The sequence below is a fragment of the Nocardiopsis moroccensis genome, from assembly GCF_055763695.1.
This window is the reverse complement of record NZ_CP199747.1, coordinates 3,072,718-3,098,224: the sequence shown is the minus strand read 5'-3', so window position 1 is coordinate 3,098,224 and position 25,507 is coordinate 3,072,718. Positions and strand designations below refer to the sequence as shown.

23 protein-coding genes are annotated in these 25,507 nt (G+C 70.1%); 16 read left to right on the top strand and 7 right to left on the bottom strand.

Features of this window, described 5'->3' with window-relative positions:
• Window positions 1-24: 24 nt before the first annotated feature.
• A complete protein-coding gene (locus ACUKCB_RS13790) occupies window positions 25-372 on the bottom strand; it encodes a hypothetical protein (protein ID WP_191272997.1) in 348 nt (115 codons plus the stop codon).
• Between the two features lie 187 nt (window positions 373-559).
• Between ACUKCB_RS13790 and ACUKCB_RS13785 the strand changes: the two genes are divergently transcribed.
• Window positions 560-2,080, top strand: a complete 1,521-nt coding sequence (locus ACUKCB_RS13785; protein WP_473036008.1) for a hypothetical protein — start codon at window positions 560-562, stop codon at window positions 2,078-2,080.
• Window positions 2,081-2,109: 29 nt separating this feature from the next.
• Here ACUKCB_RS13785 and ACUKCB_RS13780 read toward each other — a convergent pair whose 3' ends face one another.
• Complete coding sequence (locus ACUKCB_RS13780; protein ID WP_473036007.1) at window positions 2,110-2,889, bottom strand: glutamate racemase; 780 nt, start codon at window positions 2,887-2,889, stop codon at window positions 2,110-2,112.
• 239 nt (window positions 2,890-3,128) lie between these two features.
• Here ACUKCB_RS13780 and ACUKCB_RS13775 point away from each other — a divergent pair, with 239 nt between their 5' ends.
• The 5 genes from ACUKCB_RS13775 to ACUKCB_RS13755 all read left to right on the top strand — a co-directional run bounded on the left by ACUKCB_RS13775 (window position 3,129) and on the right by ACUKCB_RS13755 (window position 9,084).
• A complete protein-coding gene (locus ACUKCB_RS13775; protein ID WP_473036006.1) occupies window positions 3,129-4,592 on the top strand; it encodes an FAD-binding oxidoreductase in 1,464 nt (487 codons plus the stop codon).
• Window positions 4,593-4,717: 125 nt separating this feature from the next.
• Window positions 4,718-6,004: a class I SAM-dependent methyltransferase gene (locus tag ACUKCB_RS13770; protein WP_473036005.1), complete on the top strand. Its 1,287-nt coding sequence runs from the start codon at window positions 4,718-4,720 to the stop codon at window positions 6,002-6,004.
• A gap of 217 nt (window positions 6,005-6,221) precedes the next feature.
• Window positions 6,222-6,707: a hypothetical protein gene (locus ACUKCB_RS13765; protein WP_473036004.1), complete on the top strand. Its 486-nt coding sequence runs from the start codon at window positions 6,222-6,224 to the stop codon at window positions 6,705-6,707.
• Window positions 6,708-6,840: 133 nt separating this feature from the next.
• Window positions 6,841-8,124 (top strand): sugar ABC transporter substrate-binding protein, encoded by a 1,284-nt coding sequence (locus ACUKCB_RS13760; RefSeq protein ID WP_473040871.1) that lies wholly within the window; start codon window positions 6,841-6,843, stop codon window positions 8,122-8,124.
• A 60-nt stretch (window positions 8,125-8,184) separates the two neighbouring features.
• On the top strand, window positions 8,185-9,084 hold the full coding sequence (locus ACUKCB_RS13755) for a carbohydrate ABC transporter permease (protein WP_473041003.1): 900 nt from the start codon (window positions 8,185-8,187) through the stop codon (window positions 9,082-9,084).
• 71 nt (window positions 9,085-9,155) lie between these two features.
• On the opposite strand, the gene ACUKCB_RS13750 is transcribed toward ACUKCB_RS13755, so the two are convergent.
• On the bottom strand, window positions 9,156-9,443 hold the full coding sequence (locus ACUKCB_RS13750) for a hypothetical protein (RefSeq protein ID WP_473040870.1): 288 nt from the start codon (window positions 9,441-9,443) through the stop codon (window positions 9,156-9,158).
• Between the two features lie 295 nt (window positions 9,444-9,738).
• Here ACUKCB_RS13750 and ACUKCB_RS13745 point away from each other — a divergent pair, with 295 nt between their 5' ends.
• On the top strand, window positions 9,739-10,539 hold the full coding sequence (locus tag ACUKCB_RS13745) for a carbohydrate ABC transporter permease (RefSeq protein WP_473041002.1): 801 nt from the start codon (window positions 9,739-9,741) through the stop codon (window positions 10,537-10,539).
• A 99-nt stretch (window positions 10,540-10,638) separates the two neighbouring features.
• Here the strand turns inward: ACUKCB_RS13745 and ACUKCB_RS13740 are convergent, their stop codons facing one another.
• A complete protein-coding gene (locus ACUKCB_RS13740; protein ID WP_473040869.1) occupies window positions 10,639-12,219 on the bottom strand; it encodes a long-chain-fatty-acid--CoA ligase in 1,581 nt (526 codons plus the stop codon).
• A gap of 264 nt (window positions 12,220-12,483) precedes the next feature.
• Between ACUKCB_RS13740 and leuS the strand changes: the two genes are divergently transcribed.
• The 3 genes from leuS to ACUKCB_RS13725 all read left to right on the top strand — a co-directional run bounded on the left by leuS (window position 12,484) and on the right by ACUKCB_RS13725 (window position 16,326).
• Window positions 12,484-14,979, top strand: a complete 2,496-nt coding sequence (gene leuS / locus ACUKCB_RS13735) for a leucine--tRNA ligase (protein WP_473040868.1) — start codon at window positions 12,484-12,486, stop codon at window positions 14,977-14,979.
• A 124-nt stretch (window positions 14,980-15,103) separates the two neighbouring features.
• Window positions 15,104-15,676 (top strand): hypothetical protein, encoded by a 573-nt coding sequence (locus ACUKCB_RS13730; protein ID WP_473040867.1) that lies wholly within the window; start codon window positions 15,104-15,106, stop codon window positions 15,674-15,676.
• Window positions 15,673-16,326 (top strand): hypothetical protein, encoded by a 654-nt coding sequence (locus ACUKCB_RS13725; protein ID WP_473040866.1) that lies wholly within the window; start codon window positions 15,673-15,675, stop codon window positions 16,324-16,326. Before ACUKCB_RS13730 ends, ACUKCB_RS13725 begins: the two co-directional genes overlap by 4 nt.
• A 117-nt stretch (window positions 16,327-16,443) precedes the next feature.
• Here ACUKCB_RS13725 and ACUKCB_RS13720 read toward each other — a convergent pair whose 3' ends face one another.
• Window positions 16,444-16,641 carry a helix-turn-helix transcriptional regulator gene (locus ACUKCB_RS13720; protein WP_191273021.1) on the bottom strand — a complete coding sequence of 66 codons (198 nt, stop codon included), beginning with the start codon at window positions 16,639-16,641 and terminating at the stop codon, window positions 16,444-16,446.
• 54 nt (window positions 16,642-16,695) lie between these two features.
• On the opposite strand from ACUKCB_RS13720, the gene ACUKCB_RS13715 reads away from it, so the two are divergent.
• The 3 genes from ACUKCB_RS13715 to ACUKCB_RS13705 are packed head-to-tail and all read left to right on the top strand — an operon-like array spanning window position 16,696 to window position 17,764.
• Window positions 16,696-16,938 (top strand): helix-turn-helix domain-containing protein, encoded by a 243-nt coding sequence (locus ACUKCB_RS13715; RefSeq protein WP_473040865.1) that lies wholly within the window; start codon window positions 16,696-16,698, stop codon window positions 16,936-16,938.
• Window positions 16,935-17,546: an RNA-guided endonuclease InsQ/TnpB family protein gene (locus ACUKCB_RS13710; protein WP_473040864.1), complete on the top strand. Its 612-nt coding sequence runs from the start codon at window positions 16,935-16,937 to the stop codon at window positions 17,544-17,546. The genes ACUKCB_RS13715 and ACUKCB_RS13710 overlap by 4 nt, the downstream gene beginning before the upstream one ends.
• The gene (locus ACUKCB_RS13705; protein ID WP_473040863.1) at window positions 17,543-17,764 is read left to right on the top strand and encodes a hypothetical protein; all 222 of its coding nucleotides are present in this window, start codon (window positions 17,543-17,545) and stop codon (window positions 17,762-17,764) included. Before ACUKCB_RS13710 ends, ACUKCB_RS13705 begins: the two co-directional genes overlap by 4 nt.
• Before the next feature lie 33 nt (window positions 17,765-17,797).
• On the opposite strand, the gene ACUKCB_RS13700 is transcribed toward ACUKCB_RS13705, so the two are convergent.
• A complete protein-coding gene (locus tag ACUKCB_RS13700) occupies window positions 17,798-18,889 on the bottom strand; it encodes an alpha/beta hydrolase family protein (RefSeq protein ID WP_473040862.1) in 1,092 nt (363 codons plus the stop codon).
• Between the two features lie 57 nt (window positions 18,890-18,946).
• Window positions 18,947-19,654 (bottom strand): transcriptional repressor LexA, encoded by a 708-nt coding sequence (lexA, locus tag ACUKCB_RS13695; protein ID WP_473041001.1) that lies wholly within the window; start codon window positions 19,652-19,654, stop codon window positions 18,947-18,949.
• Between the two features lie 687 nt (window positions 19,655-20,341).
• Here lexA and nrdR point away from each other — a divergent pair.
• The 3 genes from nrdR (at window position 20,342) to ACUKCB_RS13680 (ending at window position 25,499) form a co-directional block, all read left to right on the top strand.
• Window positions 20,342-20,839, top strand: a complete 498-nt coding sequence (gene nrdR / locus ACUKCB_RS13690; protein ID WP_473040861.1) for a transcriptional regulator NrdR — start codon at window positions 20,342-20,344, stop codon at window positions 20,837-20,839.
• 104 nt (window positions 20,840-20,943) lie between these two features.
• Window positions 20,944-24,948: a vitamin B12-dependent ribonucleotide reductase gene (locus ACUKCB_RS13685; protein ID WP_473040860.1), complete on the top strand. Its 4,005-nt coding sequence runs from the start codon at window positions 20,944-20,946 to the stop codon at window positions 24,946-24,948.
• Window positions 24,949-25,067: 119 nt separating this feature from the next.
• The gene (locus ACUKCB_RS13680) at window positions 25,068-25,499 is read left to right on the top strand and encodes a CBS domain-containing protein (RefSeq protein WP_473040859.1); all 432 of its coding nucleotides are present in this window, start codon (window positions 25,068-25,070) and stop codon (window positions 25,497-25,499) included.
• Window positions 25,500-25,507: the final 8 nt, after the last annotated feature.

Genomic DNA, 25,507 nt, shown 5'->3' with positions numbered 1-25,507 from the left:
GGGCGGTGCGAAACCGGGGCGGTGTCACTCGTCCATGCTGAGACCGCGCTTGTTACGGGCGGTCCAGTCGCGCATCCGCTGGGGGTAGCCGACGATCTGCACGTCGTAGGCGGGCGCCGCGAGCTTGCTCGCGACCTTGCGGATGACCTCCGGGGAACCACAGCGCCGACGGATCCACTCGCCGTCGGTGGCGACCGCCACGGCGGTGGTCCGGGTGGCGAAGGTTTCGGGCTCGACGAAGAACTCCACCCCCACCCGGCTCTTGGCGAATTCGATCAGTGCCTTGATGTCCGAATCCTCGGAGACGCGGTCGAAGCGGGCCTTGCCCTTGCGGTTGGCCTTACGGAGCCCGAAGCGGTCTCGCCATCCCATGGGTGCTCATGTCCCCTTACTGCCTGTCCGTGACTGTCGTCCATGCGCACCGTCGAGTGTATCGGCCCGGAATCGGCCACAGCCGGGCTCCGAACGCCCAGGCTGCACCGGTTTCAAGCGTTTTCCGGACAGCTCTGTCACCGCGCTGCTACGTTCTGTTCACGCGTGACTCAGTCAGGGGGAGAGTATGACGATGTGGACATGGGCGGGGGAGGCAGGACGCCAACTACGTGCCGCGGGGCAGGACGAACTGGCCGAGGCCGTCACCAGCCTGCCTCAGCTCAGCGAGGCGGGCGACGCGGTCAAGGTGGAGGCGCTGGCCAGATCGGCGATGCGTACCGCCAGGCGCCTGGTCGCCGAAGCGGGCAACACCGAGGCCGCGGTACCGGGGGTGTTCGGTCCACCGACACTGTTCTTCCTCGCGCACTGGCCGCTCGCCGTGCGCGTGGGAGCGCTCGCCGAGGGCCGCAGGGCGCTGGAGCAGGCACGGGCGGCCGCGGAGGACGAGCCCGCTCCGCACGCGCACGGGCCGCTGCCGGTCTCCGCGCTGGAGACACTCGTCCGCTGCCACGCCAACGTCGACGCCCAGGGCACCACGGAACAGCGCCGTGAACTGCTCAGCGCCCAGCGCCTGTCCGGCTGGGAGAGCACCCCGGCCTGGCCCGCGTTCACGCTGGCACGGGTGCACCTGCTCATCGACGAGGGCCGGGCCGACCGTGCCGAGGCGGAGCTGCGCCGTTACGAACACACCGCCACCGGTCCGGCGGTCCTCGGCGCCGACGGGGTGTTCTCCATGGTCCGGGCCCTGCGCCACCAGGACAGGCACACCGACGCCCTGGACGCCCTGGACCGGATGGAGGCCGAACTCGGCCTCGGCGACACCGGCGACCCCGCCGGCAACCCGCGGCGCACGGCGCTGCGCCGAGTGATCCGCTTCGAGCGCGCCCGGCTCCTGTCCTGGCTGGCCCGCCTCGGCCTGTGCGACGCCCACAGGGCGATCGGGCTGCTGCCCACGGTGGAGGAGGCCGAGACCTACCCGAGGCTGCGCCCGGCCTGGGTGGAGGCGGTGGAGAACCTGGTGTGCCAGGGCAGCGTCCGCAACGACTGGCGGCTCGGCGTACGGGTGACGACCTGGTCCCGCTATTTCGAGCGGGTGGGCGCGCCGCGGCGCGGGGCGGAGCTCGCCCTGGCCGCCACCCGCCTGGCCAGCGGCCGGGGCGCGCGCTGGGTGGCCGAGTGCTCCGCACAGCGGGCCGAACGCCTCATCCGTGAACTCGGCGGGGCCGAGGAGATCATCGGTGACCTCGTGGAGGTCCGGTCGATGGTGCGGAGCATGAAGCCGATCCAGCCGATGGCCCCGGCCCAGAACATCCTGGAGTTCCTCCGGGCCCAGCGGACCGAGGACGTCAACCCCGAGGAACAGGCGGAACAGGTCAACGTGGCGCTCGCGGAGCAGCCGCACGACACGGCGCTGCTGAGCGCCCTGGGCCAGGTAGGCCGGACCCTGATGCTGTCCGACGCCGCGACCGAGCCCCAGTGGCGCCACGTCCGGGCACAGCCGGGTGACCAGCGCGCCGCCCTGTCGCTGCTGGAGACGCTGCTGCACGACAACGACACCGCGGGGGTGCGGAACCTGGTCAGCACGCTCGCCGCCGGGGCCCTCCACCCGGAGGGCGCCGGGGCCGCGCAGTTCAGTACGAGTCGCTGAGGGCGCGCGGTCGAGGCCGGCCGCCGTCCTCAGCCGCGCGGATCGGCGCCCGCCGCCAGCGAGCGCCCTGCCGGGTAGCTCAGGGCGGCCTCCGGCAGGGCCGCGGGGCGGCCGCTGGCCAGGACGGTCACCCTTCCCGCCCCGCGGGTCGCCGCCCGGTCCGCGCCGATCCTGCGCAGGGCCTGGGCGGCCACCGCCCGGGCCGCGGTGAACAGTTCGGCCCGACCGGACAGGGCCTCGGAGATCTCCTCGCCCACCAGGTCGTAGTGCGTGCAACCCAGCACCACCCCGCGGACGTCGGCGGGGGTGAGAGCGGCGGCGTAGGCCACGGCGTCGGCGATCAGGCCGGGGTCGGCGGACTCCACCGCCTCGGCCAGGCCCTTACAGGCCACCGGGGCCACCGACACGTCCCGCGCGAAGGTCTCCACCAGGCGGCGCTGGTAGGCGCTGTAGGTGGTGGCCTCGGTGGACCACACCGCGATCGGGGTCCCCGGGGCGGCCGCCGGTTTGATGGCGGGGACCGTGCCGATCACCGGGACCCCGGGCTCGAACTCGGCGCGCAACTCGTTCAGGCCGTGCACCGACGCCGTGTTGCAGGGCACGACCACGGCGTCCAGGGAGCCCGCGGCGTCCAGGGCGGCCCGGGCCCCGGCCAGGGCCCGGGCGATGATCTGTTCCGGGGTATGCAGACCCCAGGGCATGTGGTCCGGGTCCATCGACAGGAACAGGTCCGCGTCGGGCCGGGCCGCGTGCAGGGCGGCGGCGGTGGACAGCATGCCGATACCGGAGTCAACGAGAGCGATGCGCACGGAACGGAATCCTACGCGGATCAGGGCGTGGCCATAACAACACCGCAGGTGAGGGCCTCCGGCTTCTGCCGTCGGCTCCGCCGTGCGCCCCGTAGGGCAAGACACGTACCGAAATGGGGTGGCCGAGGACCGTTACCGATAGGTAGAACTGAGGGGATCGGCCTGCCGCGGAACGCCGTCCCGGTCCCGGCCGACCCGCGCTGTGCGTCGTAGCTCGTGAGAAAGTCAGGGGATCCGACATGACTCCGAAACAGCCCGGTACGACTTCGGGGCAGCAGGTGAACTCCGGGTCAGGGCTCGCCGAGCACATCGCGGCGGTCCAACGGTTGCGCAGGGAGTACCGGGAGCTCCCGGAGGGAGCCCCGGTCCGGTTGGCCAAGCCGACCTCCAACCTCTTCCGTTTCCGCGAACCCTCCTCGGCCCCCGCCCTGGACGTGTCGGCCTTCTCCGGGGTCATCTCCATCGACCCGGTGGAGCGCCTGGCCGACGTCGGTGGCATGACCACCTACGAGGAGCTCGTCGCCGCGACCCTTCCCCACGGCCTCATGCCCATGGTCGTACCGCAACTGCGCACCATCACCCTGGGCGGGGCGGTCACCGGTCTGGGCATCGAGTCCTCCTCGTTCCGCAACGGGCTGCCGCACGAGTCGGTGCAGGAGATGCAGATCCTCACCGGTTCGGGCGAGGTCGTCACCGCCACCCGGGACAACGAGCATCGGGACCTGTTCCACGGTTTCCCCAACTCCTACGGGACGCTCGGCTACAGCCTCCGCCTGCGCATCGAACTCGAACCCGTCTCCCCCTACGTGCACCTGCGCCACCTCAGGTTCCACGACGCGGACGAGGCGATGGACGCCCTCGGCCGGATCTGTGCCGACGCGGCCCACGAGGGGCAGCCCGTCGACTTCGTGGACGGGGTCGCCTTCGGCCCCGGCGAGCTCTACCTGTCCCTGGCCCGCTTCACCGACCGGGCGCCCTGGACCAGTGACTACACCGGTAACGACGTCTACTACCGCTCCATCCCCCGCTACGCGGAGTCCGGGACGACGGCCGGACCCGGCGACTACCTCACCACCCATGACTACCTGTGGCGCTGGGACACCGACTGGTTCTGGTGCTCCCGCGCCTTCGGCACCCAGAACCCGCTGGTGCGCCCGCTGTGGCCGCGCTCCCTCAAACGCTCCGACGTCTACCGCAGGCTGGTCGCCTGGGACCGGCGCACCGACTTCTCCCGTCTGCTGAACCACTACCGGGGCCGCCCCCCGCAGGAACCGCTCATCCAGGACGTCGAGGTGGGGATCGAGCGCGGGGCGGAGTTCCTGGACTTCTACCACGCGGAGGTCGGCATGACCCCGGTGTGGATGTGCCCGCTGCGGCTGCGCGAACCCCGCCGCCCGGGCCTGGCCGAGGACGAGCACGTCTGGCCGCTGTACCCGTTGGAGAACGACCGCCTCTACGTGAACTTCGGGTTCTGGGGAATGGTCGACATGAAGCCCGGCCAGCGCCGGGCCCACCACAACCGCCGTGTGGAGGAGGAGGTGGCCCGGCTCGGTGGGCACAAGTCCCTGTACTCGGACGCCTTCTACACCGAGGACGAGTTCTGGGACCTCTACAACGGCACCGCCTATGACCACCTCAAGGAGGCCTACGACCCGGACGGTCGGCTCCTGGACCTGTATGCCAAGTGCGTACGCAACCGCTGAACAGTCGACACCGGCCCCAGCAGCTGTCGCCGGCCGGTGGACACCACCGCTGAGCAGTCGGACACCACCAACGGGAGGCGACCCATGGCCACGGGCCGCATCCGAGAGGGGAAAGGAACAAGAGCATGCGGCTTGCAGAGATCTTCGAGCGCGTCGTCGGCCCTGACGCGCCGATCCGTTTCACCGCCTACGACGGCAGCACCGCCGGGGACCCGAACAGCGAGGTCACGCTGAACGTGCGGACCCCGGCCGCCGTCAACTACCTGGCCCAGTCGCCCAACGCCGTCGGCCTGACCCGCGCCTACGTCTCCGGCCACCTGGAGCTGGAGGGCGACATGTACACCGCCCTCAGACGGATGGCGGACTTCGTCTTCACCGAGGGCGTCAACGTCTCCGCCCGCGACGTTCTCGAGATCGTCCGCTCGGTCGGCTGGGTCAAGTTCGTGAACAGGGTGGCACCGCCGCCCCAGGAGATGCGGCCCGGCACCCTGCTCGGCCGGGGGATGCGGCACTCCAAGGAGCGCGACGCCGAGGTCATCCACCACCACTACGACGTGTCCAACGAGTTCTACGAGATGGTCCTCGGGCCGTCGATGACCTACACCTGTGCGGTCTTCGACGAGGAGGACGGCTCCCTGGACCGGGTGGACGCCTTCGACGGGGCCCTGGAGTCCGCGCAGTTCCGCAAGTACGACCTGGTCTCCCGCAAGCTGGGCCTGTCGGAGGGCATGCGCCTGCTCGACGTGGGCTGCGGGTGGGGCGGCATGGTGCGCCACGCCGCCCGGGAGTACGGCGTCAAGGCGGTGGGGGTGACCCTCTCCAAGGAGCAGGCCGAGTGGGGTGCCAAGCGGATCGCGCAGGAGGGCCTGACCGATCTGGCCGAGATCCGGTACATGGACTACCGGGACGTGCCCGACGGCAGCTTCGACCGGATCAGCTCGATCGGACTCACCGAGCACATCGGGGCGAGGAACCTGGACTCCTACTTCGCCTCGCTCAACGACAAGCTGGTGCCGGGCGGAAGGCTGCTCAACCACTGCATCACCCGGCCCCGCAACGACCTGAAGCCCATGAACACCAAGGGCGTCATCAACCGGTACGTGTTCCCCGACGGCGAGTTGGAGGGACCCGGGCAGATCCAGACCGCGATGAACGACGCCGGGTTCGAGATCCGCCACCAGGAGAACCTGCGCGAGCACTACGCCCTGACGCTGCGCCACTGGGGGGCCAACCTGGAGCGCAACTGGGACGAGGCCGTCGCGGAGGTCGGCGAGGGCACCGCGCGCGTGTGGCGGCTCTACATGGCCGGGTGCGTCCTGGGCTTCGAGCGCGACGTCGTGCAGCTCCACCAGATCCTGGGGGCCAAGCTCGACGGCACCGACGCCCACATGCCCCTGCGTCCGGATTTCTGACCGCCGCCTCCCGGACCGCTACGGCGACCGCACGGGGGTGTTCGCGCGACGCGGACACCCCCGCCCGCACGTCCCGGCCTGCACCACACGGCGGCCCCGAGACGGCATCATGGTGCCGACGCGTCCCACGACGCGAGCCCTCGCACCGAACCGCCGCACGAACCGCCCGGGCCCTGGGCCCGGGAGTCCGCACCCAGCACCGTGAAGGGACCCCACCGTGTCCTCCGACGACAACACGCCCCGGGGCGAGCAGACACCCGGGAACGACCTGCCGGACCACGTCAAGGAGACCGCGATCGCTCTGGTGAGCGCCTACGCGGACCATAACCGGGAGGAACTGGACCGGGCCGTCCCCCGGGCGGCGGACGACGTCGACGACGTCCACTCCGAGCTCAAGGTGATCGCGGCCTTCCTCGGCCGTCGGGTCCAGGGGACCGGTGTCGTGTGGAAGCCCGCCGACTCCCGCGAAGCGGTGGCCCGCACCGTCGCGGAGATGCTCCCGCCGGAGCTGGAGTTCGCGGTCTCCACGGCCTGGGAGGCCCACTCGGTCGGTGAGGAGGAGGCCGCGGAGCGCTTCGCCCAGGGCGACCCCATGGTGTTCGTGCACATGCTCGCCGCCTTCTGCGCCGCCATCGGGCTGGCCGTCTACAAGCGCGCCGAACTCGTCTCCACCCTGCGCCAGGTGTCCGGCCTGAGCGGCTGAGGAACGGTCTCCACCGGACACGCCCTAACGGCTCAGCCACAAGTCGCAGTGGTTTACTTCACAAGACGCCGTTCATTACGTAGGTTTCCTACCAACCCCCAGGGGACCCTCGAAAGGAACGGGAGGCGAGCCGATGGCCCGCAGACGAGCACACAAGTACGTCCCCCTCCCCGCAGCCACACTGGCCCTGGTGCTTGCGGCGACCGCATGTGGCGGCGGGGGCGGTGACGCGTCCGCCGACAGCCTCCAGGTGTGGATCATGGAGGGCACCAACCCGGACGCCACCGCCTTCTTCGACGCGGTCAACGAAACCTTCACCGGACAGACCGGTATCGACGTCGACGTCGAGTTCGTGCCGTGGGCCGATGCCCAGGACAAGATCTCCACGGCGATCGCCGGCGGTACCACACCGGACGTCATCGAGCTCGGTACCACCTTCACCCCGGAGTTCGCCGACGCCGGCGCCCTGCACGACCTGTCCGGCTACGTCGACGACCCCTCCCGGTTCCAGCAGGAGATGTACGAGATGGGCGTCATCGACGACGCCGCCTACGGTGTGCCCTGGTACGCCTCCATCCGCTCCATCATCTACCGCAAGGACATCTTCGACGAGCACGGGCACCAGGAGCCGGAGAACTGGGACGAGCTGCGTCGGACCGCGCTCGACCTCGCCGAGGCGGAGGAGGACATGATCGCCTTCCCGGTGCCCGGATCGGCCCAGTACTCGGTCATGCCGTGGATCTGGGGCGGGGGCGGGGAGGTCGCGGTCCAGCAGGACGACGGAACCTGGACCTCCACCATCAACTCCGAGGAGGGGCGCGCCGGGGTGGAGTTCTTCACCGGCCTGGCCCTGGAGGACGGCCTGTCCACCACGGGTGCGGTCAACTGGAACGAGATCGACGTCATGGAGTCCCTCGCCGACGAGCAGGCCATCATGGCGATCTCCAACAGCTCCAACCCCAAGGCCATCATCGAGTCCAACCCGGACCTGGAGGACAAGCTCGGCGTCTTCGTGCTGCCCGGCCAGGAGAGCGGCTACACCGACTCCTTCGCCGGCGGGTCCCTGCTGTCGGTGTTCGAGGGCACCGGCAACGAGGAGGCCGGCTGGCAGTACGTCGACCTCCTCACCAGCGGCGAGTACTTCGAGCGCTGGGGTCAGGAGAGCGGTTTCTTCCCCGCGGGCGTCGCGGAGATCGAGGCGTACGCGGACTCCGACGACCCGCTGGTGCGGCCGTTCGCGACCCAGCTCCTGGAAGCCGGGCGCAGCACCCCGGCCGTCCCGGCCTGGTCCCGGGTCGAGGCCGAGGGCGTCATCGTCGGAATGCACCAGGACATCCTGAACGGCAACGCCACCGTCGAGGAGGCCACCGACAGCGCGGCGGAGGCCATCGAGCGCATCCTCAACGAGGGCAGTTAGTTGCCCCTCACCGCCCCGGTCCGACCGACCGAAGGCGGGAGGCGGGCGCCGGTCCTGGGCATGCGCAGGCGGCGCGCCCTCCTGCCCTGGGCCCTGCTCGTCCCCCCGCTCGGGGTCATCGGCCTCCTGCTGCTGTTTCCCATCCTTCGGATCGGGTGGCTGTCCTTCCGGGACTTCAAGCTCCGCAACCTGGTCTCCGGCGAGTCGGACTTCATCGGCCTCGACAACTACGCCGCGCTCCTGACCGACCCGTACCTGTGGCGGGTCGTCCTGGTCAACACCGTCGTGTTCGCCGTGGTCGCGGTGCTCGCCACGGTGGTCCTGGGGACGCTCGTCGCCCTGCTGCTGGCCAACCTCAAACCCGTCACCAGGGTCATCGTGGTCTCCTGCATCATGGTGGCCTGGGCGATGCCCGCGGTCAGCGGTACCTACGTGTGGATCTGGATCTTCGACGTCGACCAGGGGATCGTGGCCCAGACCCTCAAGGCCCTGGGCGTGATCGAACCCGCGGGCTACAACTGGTTCGCCGACCGGTTCTGGTTCTACGCGATCGTCACGCTCAACATCGTGCACAGCGGATTCCCGTTCGTGGCCGTCACGGTCCTGGCCGGACTGCTCACCGTGCCCGGGGAGCTGCACGAGGCGGCGCGGATCGACGGCGCGGGCGCCTGGAAGCGCTTCTGGCACGTCACCTTTCCCACGCTGCGCCCGGTCTTCGCGGTCGTGACGGTGCTGTCGACCATCTGGGACTTCAAGGTGTTCGCGCAGATCTACCTGATGCCCGGCGGTGACGTCGGGGGGTCCCAGATGCTCAACCTGGGTGTGTGGGCCTACGTGCGGTCCTTCGGTCAGAACGACTTCGGTACCGGCTCGGCCATCGCGGCCATGCTCACGCTGCTGCTCCTGGGAGTGACCGTCCTGTACCTGCGCGCGATGTTCCGGGAGGACGAGCTGAGATGACCGGGCCGCACCAGCTCCGCAGCACACCGGCCGTCGGCACACCGGTGTTCCCCCCGCTACGGGGGCCGTACTCAGCCCGGGTCGGGGACCAGCTTCTCCCGCACCGCCCGCCAGTCGACCGAGGTGAGCGAACGGCGGTCCAGGTCCTCGCGGACCGCGGCCATGGTGCGCAGGTCGTAGTCGCTCAGCGGCTTCCCGTCGTCGTTGTCCCGGTTGACCAGGCTGTCGACGTACACGTGGAGCCGTCGGCCGCTGGCGTCCCGCAGGGCGTGCCGGACCGCGCTGTCGCGGAACCGGGCGTCGTGCGGGATCCAGGCGGTGATGACCTCGGTGGGGGAGGGTGCGGCAGGGTCGTTCACGCTCTCCACCGCCCGTTCCCGCTCCGCGCCCGTCCGATCGAGGAGGATTTTAGGGCATGTCCGGTGGGGGCACGCCCCGCCGCCCGCCACTCCGGCGGCGGGGCCGCTCTCCCGAACCGGGTCCCGACGGCCGCCGGGGCGCCCCGCACGGACCCGGGGACAACCCCTTCGCCCACGAGGAGGTCCGTTGGACACGCACACCGTTGAGAGGGCTTCCGCCCTGACCGGGGACGAGTGGCGGGCACGGCTTCGCGCCTCCCGGCGCCGGGGCGGCAGGCTCCGGGCGGGCCGCCTCCTGGGCAAGGCCGCCGGGGTCGGCGCGATCCTGTTCTTCACCCTCTTCCCGGTCTACTTCATGCTGGTCAGCGCCTTCTCGTCCAGCACGACCTCCGGTGGCGGGGCGCTGCTGCCGACCGCGCCCACCCTCGACAACTTCGTGTACGTCATGACCGAGGGCAACTTCGGGCTGTACCTGCGCAACTCGCTGACGGTCGCCGGGATCACGGTGGCCTTCGCGTGCGTGCTGTCGATGCTGGCGGCCGTGGCGGTGGCGCGCTTCCGCTTCAGGTTCCGCACCGCGGTGCTGGTGATGATCCTCGTCGTGCAGATGGTGCCCCTGGAAGCGCTGGTCATCCCGCTGTTCATCCAGGTGCGCGACCTCCAGCTGCTCAACACCGTTCTGGGTCTGAGCATCGTCTACGTGGCGCTGTCCCTGCCGTTGGCGATCTGGATGATGCGCGGCTTCGTGGCGGCGGTCCCCAGGGAGGTGGAGGAGGCCGCCTACATCGACGGCGCCTCCTGGCCGCAGATGTTCTGGAGGGTGCTGTTCCCGCTGGTGGCCCCGGGCCTGGTGGCCACGGCGATCTTCTCGTTCATCGTGGCGTGGAACGAGTTCGTGCTGGCGCTGACCTTCATGACCCAGAGCGAGAACTACACGGTCGCGGTGGGCCTGCGCCAGTTCTTCGGCCAGTACGCCAACGACTGGGGCCACGTCATGGCGGCCTCCACGATCATCACCATCCCGGTGATGGTGTTCTTCGTCCTGGTCCAGCGCTGGCTGGTGGCCGGGCTCTCCCAGGGCGCGGTCAAGGGTTAGGCCCGGCGGCACGGCGGAGGGGACCGCCCCGCGGGGCGGTCCCCTCCTGCCGGTCCGGGACCGTCCGGGCCCGGGACGCGCCCGGGTCCGGACCGGGGCCTAGGAGTCGCGCAGCTCGCGCTTGAGGATCTTGCCGGTGGAGGTCATCGGCAGCTCGGTGCGGAACTCGATCTCACGCGGGTACTTGTACGCCGCCAGCCGCTCCCGGGCGAACGAGCTGATGTCCTCGGTAGTGGCCTCGACGCCGTCCTTGAGGATCACGAACGCCTTGATCTCCTCGCCGTGGGTGTCGTGGGGGACGCCCACCACCGCGGCCAGGCTGACCGCCTCGTGGGTCATCAGGACCTCCTCGACCTCACGCGGGTAGACGTTGTAGCCGCCGCGGATGATCATGTCCTTGGAGCGGTCGATGATGAAGTAGAAGCCGTCATCGTCGCGTCGGGCGATGTCGCCGGTGCGGAACCAGCCGTCCTTGAGGACCTCGGCGTTGACCTCGGGGCGGTTGTGGTAGCCCTTCATGATCAGGTGGCCGCGGATCGCGATCTCGCCGACGGGGTCCCCGTCGCCCTCCTTGACGACCTCGTTCCACTCCGGGTCGATCAGCTTCATCTCGACCCCCCAGACCGGGCGGCCGATGGAGCCGGTCTTGGCGCCGGTGGCGGGGTTGTTGAAGGAGGCGACGGGGGAGGTCTCGGACAGGCCGTAACCCTCCTTGATGCCCACGCCGAAGAGCTTGGTGAAGTCCTCGGCGAGCTGGCCGGGCAGGGCCGAACCGCCGGAGACGGCGTCGACGACGTTGCCCGCGATGCTCTCCAGGTCGTACTTGCCGGGCTCGGCGTTCTGGGCGGCGTTGAGCAGGCCCCAGTACATGGTGGGCACGCCCGCGAAGCCGGTGACGCCCTCCTTCTGCATGAGTTCCAGGGCCTGGTCGCCGTCGAAGCGCGGCATGAGGACCATGGTGGCGTGGCGGTACAGAGCGGCGTTGAGCATCACCGTCTGGCCGAAGATGTGGAACAGCGGCAGGACGGTCAGCGCGACGTCGCGGCCGCTCGGGTGCGGGTTGACCAGGCTGGAGGCCACGACGGCGTTCATCATCAGGTTGTTGTGGCTCAGCTCGGCGCCCTTGGGCTTACCGGTCGTGCCGCTGGTGTAGATGATGACCGCGGTGTCGTCGGCGCTCGACTGCACGGTCTCGAAGGTGCCCGGCTGGCCGTCGAGGGCCGCCCACAGGGTCTGGGCGCCCTCGATCGTGGACTCGGTGGCCCCGGCCGTGGCGGGCATGTCCACGAAGGTCTCACAGGTGTCCACCTGGTTGAAGGCCTCGTGGGCGCGCTGCCCCAGCGGGAGTTCGGGGCTGCCGGTGAAGGCGAAGAGGGCCTTCGCGCCGGAGTCCTCCAGGTGGTAGGCGATCTCGCGCGGGGTCAGCAGTACGTTCAGCGGAACGACCACGGCGCCCGCCTTGAGCGCACCGAAGTACACGAACGGGAAGTACGGCAGGTTGGGGCTGGCCAGGGCGACCCGGTCGCCGGGCCGGATACCCCTGGAGACCAGCAGGTTCGCGACCTGGTTGGCGATCATGTCGGTGATCGCGTAGTTGAGCCGGGTCTCGCCGAAGACCAGGCACTCCTTCTCGGGTACGGATCGGGCGCCGTCTTCGAGAAGCACGGACAGGTTGAACATGGGGGCCTCCCGCAGGCAAGTGAATCCAGACAGGCGAAACGAACCAGGTGTGACCTGGGCCGCGTGTTCTGCGCCACTTTTACGGCAGAGTAACAAACCAGGCGGTCGGTGTGCAGAGGTGAGGGGCCCGTAAAATCACCGGCATTTTCGTCACCCTCCGTGACGGAGGCTGGTCCCGGCCCGTGGAAAAGCGGTCCTCCACCGGGTGCCGCAGCCGCTAACCTGAAGGCGACACACCCAGAACCGGCTAAGGAAATTTCAGCGATGACAGCGGTAGACGGCGACCAGACGACGGGCGACACCTACGACGCCCACGCCCTCCAGGACAAGTGGCAGGCGCGCTGGGCCGCCGAACTCCCGTTCGAGGCCAACGAGGACCCGGCGGACGACCGGCCCCGTTCCTACATCGTCGACATGTTCTCCTACCCCTCCGGCGACCTGCACATGGGCCACGCCGAGGCCTACGCCATCGGGGACGTGATCGGCCGCTACCGCTTCCAGCGCGGTGACAACGTCCTGCACCCGGTCGGTTGGGACTCCTTCGGGCTGCCCGCCGAGAACGCGGCCATCAAGAACGACACGCACCCGCACGCGTGGACCTACGCCAACATCGAGACGCAGGCCGCCTCGATGCGTCGCTACGGCCTGGCCCTGGACTGGTCGCACCGTCTGCACACCAGCGACCCCGAGTACTACAGGTGGAACCAGTGGCTGTTCACCCGCTTCTTCGAGCGCGGCCTGGCCTACCGCAAGGACGGCCTGGTCAACTGGTGCCCCCAGGACCAGACCGTGCTGGCCAACGAGCAGGTCGTGCAGGGCAGGTGTGAGCGCTGCGGCGCGGACGTCGAGCGCCGCGCCCTGAACCAGTGGTACTTCAAGATCACCGACTACGCCCAGCGCCTGCTGGACGACATGGACCAGCTGGACAACGGCCGCTGGCCGGACGAGATCCTGGCCATGCAGCGCAACTGGATCGGCCGCTCCACCGGCGCCGACGTGCACTTCGAGATCGAGGGCCGCGACCGCCCGGTCACCGTCTACACGACCCGGCCCGACACCCTGTACGGCGCCACCTTCTTCGTGGTGGCCGCCGACGCCGACCTGGCCGACGAGCTGTGCGCGCCCGAACAACGCGAGGCCTTCGAGGCCTACCGCACCGACGTCGCCAAGCTGTCCGACATCGAGCGCCAGACCACCGAGCGCCCCAAGACCGGCGTGTTCCTGGGCCGGTACGCGGTCAACCCCGTCAACGGCGAGCGCATGCCCGTCTGGGCCGCCGACTACGTCCTGGCCGGGTACGGCCACGGTGCCATCATGGCGGTGCCCGCCCACGACCAGCGCGACCTGGACTTCGCCCTGGCCTTCGACCTGCCGGTCCGGGTCGTGGTGGAGACCGGCGAGCCCGACCCCGCCGAGACCGGCGTCGCCACCGCGGGTGAGGGCACCCTGCGCGGCTCCGGCCCGCTGGACGGCCTGTCCAAGACCGAGGCCATCGAACGCATCATCGGCATCCTGGGTGAGCGCGGTACCGGTGAGGCCACGGTCAACTACCGCCTGCGCGACTGGCTGCTGTCCCGCCAGCGCTACTGGGGCACCCCGATCCCGATCATCCACTGCCCCTCCTGCGGCGAGGTCCCCGTCCCCGACGACCAGCTGCCGGTCACCCTGCCCGACCTCAAGGGCGCCGAACTGGCGCCCAAGGGCATCTCGCCGCTGGCCGCGGCCGAGGACTGGGTCCGCGTCGACTGCCCGTCCTGCGGCGGGCCTGCCGAACGCGACACCGACACCATGGACACCTTCGTGGACTCGTCCTGGTACTTCCTGCGCTACGTCTCCGCCCACCTGGACACCGCCCCCTTCGACACCGAAGAGGTCAACAAGTGGGGGCCCGTCGACCACTACATCGGCGGAAAGGAGCACGCGACCCTGCACCTGCTGTACGCGCGCTTCTTCACCAAGGTCCTGTACGACATGGGCATGCTGAACTTCACCGAGCCCTTCCGCCGCCTGACCAACCAGGGCCAGGTCATCAACGAGGGCCGGGCGATGTCCAAGTCCCTGGGCAACGGTGTCGACCTGGGCCGGGAGATCGACCTCTACGGCGTCGACGCGGTCCGCCTGACCATGCTGTTCGCCTCCCCGCCGGAGGAGGACGTCGACTGGGCGGACGTGTCCGTGGTCGCCGCGCAGAAGTTCCTCAACCGCGCCTACCGGGCGATGAACGAGGCCGGTGCGGCCAGCGCCCCCGGCACCGACCCGGCCGCCGGGGACACCGAACTGCGCCGCGTCACCCACCGCAGCATCGAGCAGATCACCGCTCTGGTCGAGGACAAGCGCTTCAACGTCGCCATCGCCCGCTGCATGGAGTTGGTCTCGGCCGTGCGCAAGGCCATCGACTCCGGTCCCGGCGCCGCCGACCCGGCCGTCCGCGAGGCCGCCGAGTTCGTGGCCGTCGCCCTGTCGCTGTTCGCGCCCTACGTGGCGGAGGAGGGCTGGGAGAAGCTGGGCCACACCGGCAGCGTCGCCGTCGGGAACTGGCCCCAGGCCGACCCCGCGCTGTTGGTCCAGGAGTCCGTGACCTGCGTGGTCCAGGTCCAGAGCAAGGTCCGCGACAAGCTGTCCGTGGCCCCCGACATCGATCCCGCCGAGCTGGAGCGCCTGGCCCTGGCCTCGGAGAAGGCCCAGAGCTTCATCGGGGACAAGACGGTCCGCAAGGTCGTCGTCCGGGCGCCCAAGCTGGTGAACATCGTCGTCGGCTGACACCTCTCGCGGGGCGGTGGTCGCGACCGCGGCCACCGCCCCCTACCGTTGGCGTGACAACTGACTGGGAGGCGGTGGCCGGGTGGGCTCTGCGACGGGTGGACTCCGACCCTGGGTGCGGGCTGTGATCATCGGTACGGGTGCGGCGGTGGTTTCCGCCGTCGCGGTGGCGGGAGGACTCCGGTTCGCCGGGGACGACCCCGACCAGCCACGGGACGACGACGCCCACACCGCGGCGCCCGAGTGCGGTGTGGTCCCCGAGGAAGCGGTCGCCCAGGCCCTGCCCGAGGCCGTCCTGGAGTCGGCCGGGAACGGTCCCCTGCCGGGCGGTGAGAGCACGGTGTGCGTGTGGACCTCGGCCGGGCGGACCGACGGGGGGCAGGGCGTCCTGCGCGTCAACCTGTCCGCCCGCTTCACCGACGCCTCCGCCGAACCCGCCGTCACCGGCGAGGAGTCGGCCTCCCGTGCGCAGGCGGCCGTGGTCCCCCCGCGCGGCGAAGAGGTCGTCCTGGGAGCCGGGACCGAGGGCCAGGTGTGGCGCGGACAGGTCCCGGGCACCGCCGAACTCGCCTTCCGCACCGACAACCTCCTCGTCCGCGTCTCCTACAGCGGGGTCGCCGACGGTGATCCCGTCCCCTTCGAGGAGGCACGCGAGACCACCGTGGCCTTCGCCGACCTGCTCGGGGAGGCGCTGTGAGCGCGGCTCTTCCCGGCGGCCCCACCCCCGAGGACCCCGGGGCTGTCCCACCGCAGAGCCGGGGCCTGGCCATCGCCCTCCTCGCCGTCCTCGTCCTGGCCGTGCTGGGTCTCGCCGGTTGGCTCGGCTGGTACCTCCTGCACAACGGTGTGGAGAACGGCGACTTCGAGGCGGCACCCGAGTGCGAGATCGGGGAGACGGAGGTCCTGGCTGAACTCGTGCCCGGCTACGAGACCGAGATCGAGGAGACCGTCGGCACCGTCCAGGACTCCTTCGGGACGGGCTGGCAGTGCCGATGGGCCACCCCCGAGGGAGCTGGGGAGTCCGTTCCGGCCGCCGCCACCCTCGTCCTGATCGCCGCACCGGTCGAGGGCGGCGAGAAGACCGCCGCGGAGACCATGAGCGCCACCGCGGAGCGCAGCGACCCCCAGCCGGTCGAGGGTCTGGGCGACGAGGCCCTCACCTGGGTCGAGGAGGGCGCCTTCGAGGTCGGATGCGTCGCCGTGCGGGTCTCCAACCTGTACCTGGAGTCCTGCTACACGGCCGCCACCGACTACGACGCCGTTGACTCGGTCGACGGCGACCTCGCCGCGGAGGAGGCCGAACGCCTCGCGCGCGCCGTCGTCGACCAGCTGCCCGAACCCGAGTGAGGCGCGCCCGGCCTCTTCCGGGGCGGGCTCCCGCCGGACACGGCCGGTAGCGCCGGCGCGGTCCGCCGGCGGAGGGGAGCGGTCGACCACCGGAGGTCAGCGAGAGTGCCCCGGCCTTCAGGCCGGGGGTGAATCGCGTTGCTCCTTGAGGGGGTGTCTGTGGCGCCATTCCTCCAGTGGATCGCCCTGCCACATGAGGGTGCGACCGAAGCGGTCCGGCTCGGGGAAGTCGTCGTAGTCCCGAGCGTAGTAGTAGACCGTCCGCTCAGACACTCCGAGCAGTTCAGCGGCTTCCTTGGTCGTCAAGTACTCCATACCCAACAGCGTAGGGTAAGCTTTACCCAAGAGAGTTGGGTAAAGTGGGTGGACGTGGAGATCCAGCGCGGTATCAAGCACCGCCTGTACCCGACCCCTGAACAGGTCCAGGTGCTGGACGGGCAGGCGCACGCCGCCCGCGCCCTGTGGAACCTGTTGCATGAGTGGTGGACCATGGGCTCGGAGAACCGGCGGGTGTCCTTGAAGGACGCCGACGAGGTGATCAAACAGGCCCGCAAGGACATCGGCTTCCTTGCCGCTCTGCCCGCTCAAGCCGCCCAACAGGTGTTACCGTGACCGGCGCCCGTCTGGTGCGGGAGGCCAACGGATGGCACATCGTGCTGCGCACCCACTGGGACCAGCCCCACCCCGTACCCCACCCCGGCCCCACCGTCGGTATCGACCGAGGCATCGCGGTGGCCCTCGCCCTGTCGGACGGCACCCACCACACCCACACCCCGTGGGAGCGCCCCAAGGAAACCGAACGCCTCCGCCGCCTGGAGCGCAAGGCCGCACGCCGGCGCCGGGCCAGAAAGCCGGGTGAGAGGACCAGTAACCGGCTCACGGCCACCTATGACAAAATCGCTTCCCTGCGAGCCCGCTTCGCGCGGCGCAGGTCGCACTGGCAGCATCAGACCACCCGCGCCATCGCCGACGCCTACAGTCTCATCGGGTTGGAAGACCTCAACGTCGCCGGGATGACCCGCTCCGCGCGCGGCACCGTCGACAACCCCGGACGCAACGTCGCCCAAAAGGCCGGATTGAACCGGTCCATTCAGGGCGAGGCATGGCACCAGCTCCACGCCCAACTGCTCTATAAGACCACCGAACGCGGCGGCCGTGTGGTTGTCGTCCCCGCCCCGCACACCTCCCAAGGTGCCACCGGTGCGGGTTCTCGGATGTGAGGAACCGCAAGAGCCGAGCGTCCTTCGTCTGCCAGAACCCCACCTGCGGATGGGTCGGGAACGCCGACACCAACGCCGCCCACAACATCGACCACGCCGCCCGACAGGCGGCGCTTCGAGAACCCGCGCAAGGAAGAGGCGTGGCAGGACGTGGAGGCCGACAACGGCCCGCGAAGCGTCAACCGAAGCGGAAGGGCGACCCGCATGGGAAACCCTGAGCTGGAAGCCCCCGCGTTCACGCGGGGGAGACTTCACAGCCCGTCGAGGAACTCCTCGACCACCGGGGCGACCTCGGATGAGAAGGGCCGGTCGGCGTCGGGAGCCGCGGCCCCCGGCGAGTCGTCGTATTCGCGCAGGACGTGGTCCACCCCGGGCAGGTCCACCCGCTCGGCGTCGCTCAGACCGGTCATGAGCCGGTCCACCTCCTCGCCGGTCACCTGGGCGTCCTCCTCACCCCACAGAACCAGGACCGGGGTCCGGGACGGCAGGTCCGAGGCCAGCTCCACCGGGTCGAAGGAGTCGATCCAGGCGAGGTAGTCCTCGTTCTCCGGACTGAACAGACCGGTGGCGTCCCCCGGGGGCAGTTCCCGGCCGTCGCGGATCGCTGCCCGGGCCGCCCGGGTGTCGGAGAGCATCTGGACGGCCCCCGCCGTGCCCACCGCGCCACGGGCCTCACCGGTACGGACCTGTTCGGTCAGCTGCCGGTCGATGAGGTCGAGCATGCGGGTGCCGGGCGGGGCGGCCAGCACGAGGGCGGGTTCGGCGTCGAGGACCTCGTGGGCGCGCAGGGCGAACAGGGCGCCCTCGCTGTGGCCCAGGATGACCGTGCGCTCGGGGTCCACCTCGGGCTGGGCGAGCAGTTCCTCGTAGGCGGCGGCCATCTGCTGGTCGTAGACCAGCGGGTCCACCGGGCGTTCCAGGGCCTCCAGCTCCGCCTCGTCCATGTCGGCGGGGTCCCCGCTGCCGAACTTGTCGTAGCGCAGGGAGGCCGCGCCCGCTCCGCTCAGGACCCGGGCGAGGTTGAGGTTGGTGTCGGCTTCGGGACGGGTCTGGCTGTTGCCGTCCCGGTCGGTGGGGCCGCTGCCGGAGACGAGGAGCACCCCGGGGACGGCCTCGTCACCGGTGTGGGCGGGAGCGGTGAAGGTGCCGGGCACGGTGAACCCGCCCCCGTGGAAGGAGACCTCCCGCTCGTGCCCGACCGCGCCGGGCAGGGCCGGCCCGTCGTCGTCGGCGGGGGTGCAGGAGGTGGCGATCAGAGCACCGGTGACCAGCACCGCGGCCAGCGCGGTGCGGGGGCGGCCGGTGCGCCGGGAGAGCGCGGGGGCGGAAGCAGGTGTCGACACGCCCTCAGCGTATCGGCCCGCTGGCCGCCCCCGACGTGGCCGGGAGTCGGAGAGGGATCAGACCCGGCGCATGACCGTGACGACCTTGCCGAGGACGGTGGCCTCGTCGCCCCTGATGGGCTCGTAGGCGTCGTTGCGCGGCATCAGCCAGACGTGCCCGTCCGGTTCGCGGTGCAGCACCTTCACGGTCGCCTCGTCGTCCAGCAGCGCCGCGACGATGTCCCCGTTCTCGGCGTCCTGCTGTTGACGGATCACCACCAGGTCACCATCGGTGATGGCGGCGTCGATCATCGAGTCGCCGACCACGGTGAGCATGAAGAGCCGGCCCTCGCCGACCAGTTGGCGGGGCAGGGCGAGGATGTCCTCGACCGCCTCCTCCGCCAGGATCGGGCCGCCGGCGGCGATCCGTCCGACCAGCGGGACCGAGGCGGCCCGTGCGGGGCCGGCGGCGAGCTCCTCCGCAGGCACGGCCTGCGCGGAGTCGCGGCCCGGCGTGCGCAGTTCCACCGCGCGCGGTCGGTTCTGGTCGCGGTACAGGTAGCCCTTGCGCTGGAGCACCTTGAGCTGGTGCGCGACGCTGGACGGGCTGGACAGGCCGACCGAGTCCCCGATCTCCCGGATGGACGGCGGGTAACCGTGGTCCCGGACGTACCGCTGGATGCAGTGCAGAACACTCTGCTGGCGTGCGGTGAGTTTGGGGGCTTCGGGCGTGGCAGTACCCGTGTCACCCACAGGCGAAAGAACGGTGGTGGGTCCGGAGCCCACGGCTCCGGGATTCTCCTCCGGCACGGCCGGGCCTCCTCGGCGTTCGGTTCGGTCAGGGCCTGATCGTCTGGCCAGTACCGGCCCGCGACCGCGCCGACCTGGTGGTCCACGTGACGGCGAAACCGGCGTGAAATCAAGGTCAACATTAGTCGTTGCACACGGTGATATCAAACAAGCGTTCGAGGACGTGTGGATATCTCATTGTGTTTTCACGACCCGTTTCTGATGGCCTTCGCTTATGTGTGTACACGTGTTCACCCGTCGTTGTCCCCCGAATGCGGGAAGAGGTTCGCGGAACCGGTCCGGGCGGGCCGATCCGGGTATGGGGTTCGTCTCGTGTCCGCGGTGGTTCCCGCCGCCGACAGCAGGTGGGACCGGTGCCGGGGGAGCCCGTGCCGTACCGGGGTGTGGCGTCGGGGAACCTCCTGCTCCGACGCCCTTATCCTTGGGGTCGGCGGCCGGTGCCGCCCCTTCCGCCCCCGCCCGCGCCGGGAACCCGTGCGCCGCCCCGCCGTCCGGAAGCGGCCCCTTCACCGGACACGCCGCCGCCAAGGTTGCGGGCATTCCGGCAGGCCTCTAGGTTCGACCACAACATCTGGTGTCGCCCAGGGGGTCGTGGTCCAGAAATTGTGGTTAAGTAGACCTTGAGGGTTGTTGGTCGGGTAGAGGGAAGCCAGGTGAACCGGGATGCATTGTCCGTTCTGTCGCCATCCGGACACCCGGGTGATCGACAGCAGGTCCACCGATGACGGTGCGGCCATCCGCCGCCGCCGGTCCTGCCCCGTCTGCGAACGCCGTTTCACCACCCAGGAGACCGTCCTGCTGATGGTGGCCAAGCGTTCCGGGGTCACCGAACCCTTCAGCCGTACCAAGATCATCGCCGGGGTGCGCCGGGCCTGCCAGGGCCGTCCCGTCTCCGAGGACGCCCTCGCCAAACTCGGCCAGCAGGTCGAGGAGGAGATCCGCGGCAGAGGGGTGGCCGAGGTGCCGGCCCACGAGATCGGCCTGGCCATCCTCGGGCCGATGCGGGACCTGGACGAGGTCGCCTACCTGCACTTCGCCAGCGTCTACCGGGGCTTCGAGAGCCTGGCCGACTTCGAGGCCGAGATCGCGAGCCTGCGCAGGGACCGCGAGGACGAGGACGACTCGCGGGCGGCCAGGCCCACGGCCGACACCGCCCCCTGACGGACCGGACGTTCACCGAACCGTCCGGGGTCGCAGCGACAGCAAGGACACCCGCGCGGTCACCGCAGGTCCGCGCACGAACAGCACTTCGGGGAGTCGCCGCCATGACGGAAACCACGAGCGGTCCCACGGGACGCAAGGGAAAGGGCCCGCGCAAGGGCCTGAAGGTGAAGCGGGTCTTCACGACCGCGGACACGCACCCCTACGACACCCTCGAATGGGAACGCCGCGACGTCGTCATGACCAACTGGCGTGACGGCACCGTCAACTTCGAGCAGCGCGGTGTCGAGTTCCCCGCCTCCTGGTCGGTGAACGCCACCCAGATCGTGGCCAGCAAGTACTTCCGCGGCGCCGTCGGCACCCCCGAGCGCGAGTGGAGCCTCAAGCAGCTCATCGACCGCGTCGTCGGGGTCTACACCGAGACCGGGCGCGCCCACGGCTACTTCGCCTCCGAGGAGGACGCCGAGGTCTTCGACCACGAACTGAAGTACGCCCTGGCCCACCAGTTCTTCAGCTTCAACTCACCGGTCTGGTTCAACGTCGGAACCTCGGCCAGGGCCCAGGTCAGCGCGTGCTTCATCCTCTCCGTCGACGACAGCATGGAGTCGATCCTCGACTGGTACAAGGAGGAGGGGCTCATCTTCAAGGGCGGCTCCGGCGCGGGTGTGAACCTGTCCCGCATCCGTTCCTCCAAGGAGCTGCTCTCCTCCGGCGGCAACGCCTCCGGGCCCGTCTCCTTCATGCGCGGTGCCGATGCCTCGGCCGGGACCATCAAGTCCGGCGGCGCCACCCGCCGGGCGGCCAAGATGGTCGTGCTGGACGTCGACCACCCCGACATCGAGGACTTCGTCGAGACCAAGTCCCGCGAGGAGCACAAGATCCGTGCCCTGCGCGACGCCGGTTTCGACGTGGACCTCGGCGGCGACGACATGTTCAGCGTCCAGTACCAGAACGCCAACAACTCCGTCCGGGTCTCCGACGCCTTCATGCGCGCCGTCGACACCGGCTCCGAGTTCGGCCTGACCTCCCGCACCACCGGTGAGGTCATCGCCACCGTCGACGCCAAGGACCTCTTCCACCGCATGGCCAGGGCCGCCTGGGAGTGCGCGGACCCGGGCATCCAGTACGACGGCGCCATCCAGGACTGGCACACCAATCCCGAAACCGGGCGAATCAGCGCAAGCAACCCATGCTTTCCCGCTGACCAGAAGGTGTTGACCGACCGGGGACACGTTCCCATCGGTGACCTCGTCCGCAGGGCGGCGCAGGGTGAGACCTTCGCGGTGTACACCAACGACGTCACGGCGCAGGAGGACCCGGGGGACGCGGTGGTGGCCACCGTTCCCACCCAGTACATGGTCACCGGCACCAACGAGGTCCTCGAACTGCGGTTCTCGGACGGCTCCGTCCTGCGCTGCACGCCGGGCCACCGCGTGTGGACGGGGAACCGCGGCTGGGTCCACGCTGAGGATCTGACGCAGGAGGACCAGGTCGTCCGCTCCTTCCAGTACGCCCCCAGGTCCAACCCGACCCAGGAGATCCCGGCCGCGGCCCTGGACGCGGCCCGTCAGGCCGCGGCCCGGTCCGGGGTGCGGGAACTGAACCTGCCGAACAAGTGGGACGAGGACCCGGACCTGGCCCATTACCTGGGCTGGCTGGTCGGAGACGGTTCGGTCAGCGACACCAAGGCCGTGACCGTCTACGGGACGGCCGAGGAACAGGCCGAGGTCCTGCCCCGGCACCAAGCCCTGATCGAGCGCCTCACCGGGCACCGCAGCAAGCCGAGCGTGCAGCCCAACGGGACCCAGCAGCTCAGGGTCACCCGGCGGGCGATGGTCGCGTTCGTCCAGGCCCTCGGACTCGGTGCGCACGCCGCCGGCAAGACCGTGCCGCCCGCGATGTTCGAGGCTTCAGAGGAGACCGTGCTGGACTTCCTGCAGGGGTTGTTCGACGCCGACGGGTGCGCGGTGGACCAGCAGGTGAACGGCACCCGCTACGTCGGTCTGGGAAGCCGATCCGAGCAGTTGGTCCAGGACGTGCAGGAGCTCCTGGCGCCGTTCGGGATCGCGAGCCGTATCTACCGGACGAGCCAGAACAGGCCGGACACGTTCACCTATACACGCAAGGACGGCACGACCGCCACCTACGGCAGTGACGGGCCGTTCTACGACCTGCGCATCTCCTCTGCGTCCATGCTGGACTACTCCGCCCTGATCAGCTTCTCCCTGGAGAGCAAGCGCGAGAAACTGGGCGGGGCCCTGGACCACCGACGGACCTACAACACACGGACGACCGTCCGCCTGATCTCACGCGAGTCCCGGGGCTTCGAGACGACCTACAACCTCACCGAGCCGCGCAACCACTCCTACATCGTTGGCGGCACGGTCGTCGCGAACTGCTCGGAGTATCTGTCCCTGGACGACTCCTCCTGCAACCTCGCCTCGATCAACCTGCTGAAGTTCCTGCGCGAGGACGACACCTTCGACGTCGAGAACTTCACCAGGCTCACCGAGCTGGTCATCACGGCGATGGACATCTCCATCACCTTCGCCGACTTCCCGACCGAGAGCATCGGCGAGACCACCCGCGCCTACCGCCAGCTGGGCATCGGCTACGCGAACCTGGGCGCCCTGCTCATGGCCACCGGCCACGCCTACGACTCCGACGGGGGCCGCGCGGTCGCCGCCGCGGTCACCTCGCTGATGACCGGTACCGCCTACCGCCGCAGCGCCGAACTGGCCGGGGTCGTCGGCCCCTACGAGGGGTACGCGCGCAACGAGAAGGCCCACAAGCGCGTGATGCGCAAGCACGCCGCGGCCAACGACGACCTGCGTACCGTCGGCGCACTGGAGAAGCCGATCCACGCCGCCGCCACCGTCGAGTGGGCCGAGTGCCTCAAGGTCGGTGAGCGCCATGGCTGGCGCAACGCCCAGGCCAGCCTCCTCGCGCCCACGGGGACGATCGGATTCATGCTCGACTGCGACACCACCGGGATCGAACCGGACTTCTCGCTGGTCAAGTACAAGAAGCTGGTCGGCGGCGGATCCATGCAGATCGTCAACCGGGCCATCCCGCGGGCACTGGGCAACCTGGGCTACCAGGACGAGCAGATCGAGGCGATCGTCGAGTACGTCGCGGAGAACGGGCACGTCGAGGACGCACCGACCCTGCGGCCCGAACACTACGAGGTGTTCGACTGCGCGATGGGGCGCCGCTACATCCAGCCCATGGGCCACGTGCGCATGATGGCCGCGGTGCAGCCCTTCCTGTCCGGGGCCATCTCCAAGACGGTGAACGTGCCCGAGGAGGCCACGGTCGCCGACTTCGAGCACATCTACCACGAGGGCTGGCGCCTGGGCCTCAAGGCCCTGGCCGTCTACCGCGACAACTGCAAGGTCGGCCAGCCGCTGTCCACCGGCAGGACCGAGAGCGCGGCCGATGAGACGCCCGCGGACGCCCAGGTGGCCCGCCCGGTCCGGCGCCGCCTGCCCAAGAAGCGCCCGAGTGAGACCACCTCGTTCTCCGTGGGCGGTGCCGAGGGCTACATCACCGCCGGGTCCTACCCGGACGACGGCCTCGGCGAGGTCTTCCTGAAGCTCGGCAAGCAGGGTTCGACCCTGGCCGGGGTCATGGACGCCTTCTCCATCGCGATCTCCATCGCCCTCCAGTACGGGGTGCCGCTGGAGACCTACGTGGAGAAGTTCACCAACATGCGCTTCGACCCGGCGGGGATGACCGACGACCCGGACATCCGGATGGCGCAGTCCGTGGTCGACTACATCTTCCGCCGACTGGCCCTGGACCACCTGCCCTACGAGGAGCGGGCCGCTCTGGGGGTGCTGTCCGCCTCCGAGCGCGAGGCCAGGCTGAACGGGGAGGACCCGGCCCAGGTCGCCGCTCAGGTCGAGTCGTACGCACAGTCCGCGGGCTCCGCCGAACCGGCTCCGGACACCCCGCGCCGGGAGCGGAGCGAGCCCGCCGCCGAGGCGCCGCGGGCCGAGGGCTTCATGGCCGACGCCCCGCTGTGCATCACCTGCGGCACCAGGATGCGGCCCGCCGGCAGCTGCTACGCCTGCGAGGGCTGCGGCGCCACCAGCGGCTGCAGCTGAGGCGTCCCCGGGGCGGTGCGCCGCCCCGGGGAGACCGCTGTGGTCCACACCTGTGGTTGGCGGGGGAGGGAAGCGGGTAATCCTTCGGCACCCGGCGCCAGCCAGCGGAAGGTGGTCCCATGCTGATAGCCGCGATCCTCCGGGCCAAGGGCCCGGAGGTGGTGAGCGTCGCCCCGGAGGCGACCGTCGCGCAACTGCTCACCGAACTCGCCCGCCACAACATCGGCGCCATCGTCGTCGCGGCCGGGGACGGAAGCCTCGCCGGCATCGTCTCCGAGCGCGACGTCGTCCGCCACCTGGAGCGCAGGGGCCCGGAGCTCCTGGCCGCCCCCGTCTCCGACATCATGACCTCCGACGTGGTCACCTGTACCGCCCAGGACTCCGTCGAGGAGGTCAGCGAACACATGACGACGCGCCGTTTCCGGCACGTCCCCGTGGTCTCCGAGGGGCGGCTGGCGGGGATCGTCAGCATCGGCGACCTCGTCAAGAGCCGCCTGCGCGTCCTGGAGGACGACCGAGCCCAGCTGGAGGCCTACATCCACGGCCGATGAGGTCGCCC

Excerpts from the sequence above, each read along its gene's own strand:
- ACUKCB_RS13680 (WP_473040859.1), top strand. The coding sequence starts at position 25,068 with ATGCTGATAGCCGCGATCCTCCGGGCCAAGGGCCCGGAGGTGGTGAGC.
- ACUKCB_RS13685 (WP_473040860.1), top strand. The coding sequence starts at position 20,944 with ATGACGGAAACCACGAGCGGTCCCACGGGACGCAAGGGAAAGGGCCCG.
- ACUKCB_RS13720 (WP_191273021.1), bottom strand. The coding sequence starts at position 16,641 with ATGGAGTACTTGACGACCAAGGAAGCCGCTGAACTGCTCGGAGTGTCT.
- ACUKCB_RS13790 (WP_191272997.1), bottom strand. The coding sequence starts at position 372 with ATGGGATGGCGAGACCGCTTCGGGCTCCGTAAGGCCAACCGCAAGGGC.
- ACUKCB_RS13755 (WP_473041003.1), top strand. The coding sequence starts at position 8,185 with ATGCGCAGGCGGCGCGCCCTCCTGCCCTGGGCCCTGCTCGTCCCCCCG.
- leuS (WP_473040868.1), top strand. The coding sequence starts at position 12,484 with ATGACAGCGGTAGACGGCGACCAGACGACGGGCGACACCTACGACGCC.
- ACUKCB_RS13760 (WP_473040871.1), top strand. The coding sequence starts at position 6,841 with ATGGCCCGCAGACGAGCACACAAGTACGTCCCCCTCCCCGCAGCCACA.
- ACUKCB_RS13775 (WP_473036006.1), top strand. The coding sequence starts at position 3,129 with ATGACTCCGAAACAGCCCGGTACGACTTCGGGGCAGCAGGTGAACTCC.
- ACUKCB_RS13740 (WP_473040869.1), bottom strand. The coding sequence starts at position 12,219 with ATGTTCAACCTGTCCGTGCTTCTCGAAGACGGCGCCCGATCCGTACCC.
- ACUKCB_RS13785 (WP_473036008.1), top strand. The coding sequence starts at position 560 with ATGACGATGTGGACATGGGCGGGGGAGGCAGGACGCCAACTACGTGCC.
- ACUKCB_RS13770 (WP_473036005.1), top strand. The coding sequence starts at position 4,718 with ATGCGGCTTGCAGAGATCTTCGAGCGCGTCGTCGGCCCTGACGCGCCG.
- nrdR (WP_473040861.1), top strand. The coding sequence starts at position 20,342 with ATGCATTGTCCGTTCTGTCGCCATCCGGACACCCGGGTGATCGACAGC.